Source organism: Shouchella oshimensis (assembly GCF_004375095.1).
Classification (GTDB): Bacteria; Bacillota; Bacilli; order Bacillales; family Bacillaceae_D; genus Shouchella; species Shouchella oshimensis.
Genome location: NZ_SNUX01000002.1, coordinates 1 through 3096, shown reverse-complemented (window position 1 = coordinate 3096; position 3096 = coordinate 1). Strand labels below are relative to the sequence as shown.

The 3096-nt window shown below is 52.6% G+C and carries 1 rRNA gene; it reads right to left on the bottom strand.

Annotated features, from left to right (window positions below):
* Positions 1 to 26: 26 nt before the first annotated feature.
* A 23S ribosomal RNA gene (locus E2L03_RS06050) occupies positions 27 to 2963 on the bottom strand.
* Positions 2964 to 3096: the final 133 nt, after the last annotated feature.

Here is a 3096-nt window from a genome sequence, read left to right as displayed (position 1 = left end):
ATCATCATACTCAAACTCAAGAAATTTAGGATAAGCCCTCGACCGATTAGTATCAGTCCGCTCCATGTGTCGCCACACTTCCACTTCTGACCTATCAACCTCATCATCTCTAAGGGGTCTTACTGGCTTACGCCATGGGAAATCTCATCTTGAGGGGGGCTTCATGCTTAGATGCTTTCAGCACTTATCCCGTCCATACGTAGCTACCCAGCGATGCTCCTGGCGGAACAACTGGTACACCAGCGGTATGTCCATCCCGGTCCTCTCGTACTAAGGACAGCTCCTCTCAAATTTCCTACGCCCGCGACGGATAGGGACCGAACTGTCTCACGACGTTCTGAACCCAGCTCGCGTGCCGCTTTAATGGGCGAACAGCCCAACCCTTGGGACCTACTTCAGCCCCAGGATGCGACGAGCCGACATCGAGGTGCCAAACCTCCCCGTCGATGTGGACTCTTGGGGGAGATAAGCCTGTTATCCCCAGGGTAGCTTTTATCCGTTGAGCGACGGCCCTTCCATACGGCACCGCCGGATCACTAAGCCCGACTTTCGTCCCTGCTCGACTTGTAGGTCTCGCAGTCAAGCTCCCTTATGCCTTTGCACTCTACGAATGATTTCCAACCATTCTGAGGGAACCTTTGGGCGCCTCCGTTACTGTTTAGGAGGCGACCGCCCCAGTCAAACTGCCCACCTGACAATGTCCCTGACCCGGATCACGGGTCGAGGTTAGAATGTCAGCACCATCAGGGTAGTATCCCACCGACGCCTCCACCGAAGCTAGCGCTCCGGCTTCCAAGGCTCCTACCTATCCTGTACAAATGGTACCAACACTCACTATCAAGCTACAGTAAAGCTCCATGGGGTCTTTCCGTCCTGTCGCGGGTAACCTGCATCTTCACAGGTACTATAATTTCACCGGGTCTCTCGTTGAGACAGTATCCAAGTCGTTGCACCATTCGTGCGGGTCGGAACTTACCCGACAAGGAATTTCGCTACCTTAGGACCGTTATAGTTACGGCCGCCGTTTACTGGGGCTTCAATTCAGAGCTTCTCCCTTACGGGATAACCCCTCCTCTTAACCTTCCAGCACCGGGCAGGTGTCAGCCCCTATACTTCGCCTTACGGCTTCGCAGAGACCTGTGTTTTTGCTAAACAGTCGCTTGGATCTATTCACTGCGGCTCTCTCGGGCTTTAACACCCTAATAGAGCACCCCTTCTCCCGAAGTTACGGGGTCATTTTGCCGAGTTCCTTAACGAGAGTTCTCCCGAGCGTCTTAGAATTCTCTTCTCGCCTACCTGTGTCGGTTTGCGGTACGGGCACCTGTATTCTAACTAGAGGCTTTTCTCGGCAGCGGAGGATCAGGGATTTCGGACCCTTGGGTCCTTCACGGTCACAGCTCAGCCTTCACGGAACACGGATTTGCCTATGTTCCAGCCTTGCATGCTTCGACGCGCACAGCCAGCGGCGCGCTCACCCTACCTTTCTGCGTCCCCCCATCGTTCAAACAAATACGAGGTGGTACAGGAATATCAACCTGTTGTCCATCGCCTACGCCTTTCGGCCTCGGCTTAGGTCCCGACTAACCCTGAGCGGACGAGCCTTCCTCAGGAAACCTTGGGCTTTCGACGGAGGGGATTCTCACCCCTCTTTTCGCTACTCATACCGGCATTCTCACTTCCAAGCACTCCACTAGTCCTCACGATCTAGCTTCACAGTCCTTGGAACGCTCCCCTACCCAATCCCTACTGGGATTGCCATAGCTTCGGTGATACGTTTAGCCCCGGTACATTTTCGGCGCAGAGTCACTCGACCAGTGAGCTATTACGCACTCTTTCAATGATGGCTGCTTCTAAGCCAACATCCTGGTTGTCTAAGCAACTCCACATCCTTTTCCACTTAACGTATACTTGGGGACCTTAGCTGATGGTCTGGGCTGTTTCCCTCTTGACTACGGATCTTAGCACTCGCAGTCTGACTCCCGAGTTAAAGTTTTTGGCATTCGGAGTTTGACTGAATTCGGTAATCCTGTGGGGACCCCTCGTCCAATCAGTGCTCTACCTCCAAAACTCATCACTCGAGGCTAGCCCTAAAGCTATTTCGGGGAGAACCAGCTATTTCCGAGTTCGATTGGCATTTCACCCCTACCCACACCTCATCCCCGCATTTTTCAACATGCGTGGGTTCGGGCCTCCAGTCGGTGTTACCCGACCTTCACCCTGGACATGGGTAGATCACCCGGTTTCGGGTCTACGACAACGTACTCACTCGCCCTATTCAGACTCGCTTTCGCTACGGCTCCGCCTCATCAGCTTAACCTTGCACGTTATCGTAACTCGCCGGTTCATTCTACAAAAGGCACGCCATCACCCGTTAACGGGCTCTGACTAGTTGTAGGCACACGGTTTCAGGATCTCTTTCACTCCCCTTCCGGGGTGCTTTTCACCTTTCCCTCACGGTACTGGTTCACTATCGGTCACTAGGGAGTATTTAGCCTTGGGAGATGGTCCTCCCGGATTCCGACGGGGTTTCACGTGTCCCGCCGTACTCAGGATCCACTCTGGAGGAAACGAAGTTTCAGCTACAGGGCTGTTACCTTCTTCGGCTTGTCTTTCCAGACAATTCACCTACTCCGTTTCTTTGTAACTCCGTATAGAGTGTCCTACAACCCCAAGAGGCAAGCCTCTTGGTTTGGGCTGATTCCGTTTCGCTCGCCGCTACTCAGGAAATCGCATTTGCTTTCTCTTCCTCCGGGTACTTAGATGTTTCAGTTCCCCGGGTCTGCCTCACCCTGCCCTATGTGTTCAGGCAGGAGTACCATCCCATTACGGATGGTGGGTTCCCCCATTCGGAAATCTCCGGATCAAAGCTTACTTACAGCTCCCCGAAGCATATCGCTGTTCGTCGCGTCCTTCATCGGCTCCTAGTGCCAAGGCATTCACCGTGCGCCCTTTCTAACTTATCCATTGTTGCTTCAACGAAGCAATTGGTTAACCTAAAAGGTTTATGAATTCTTGACGTCTCGTTCAAACAGTTGTAACACCGATGAACAAAACTAATTTGAGTTGATTGATTATGATTTAGTTTTCAAAGAACCA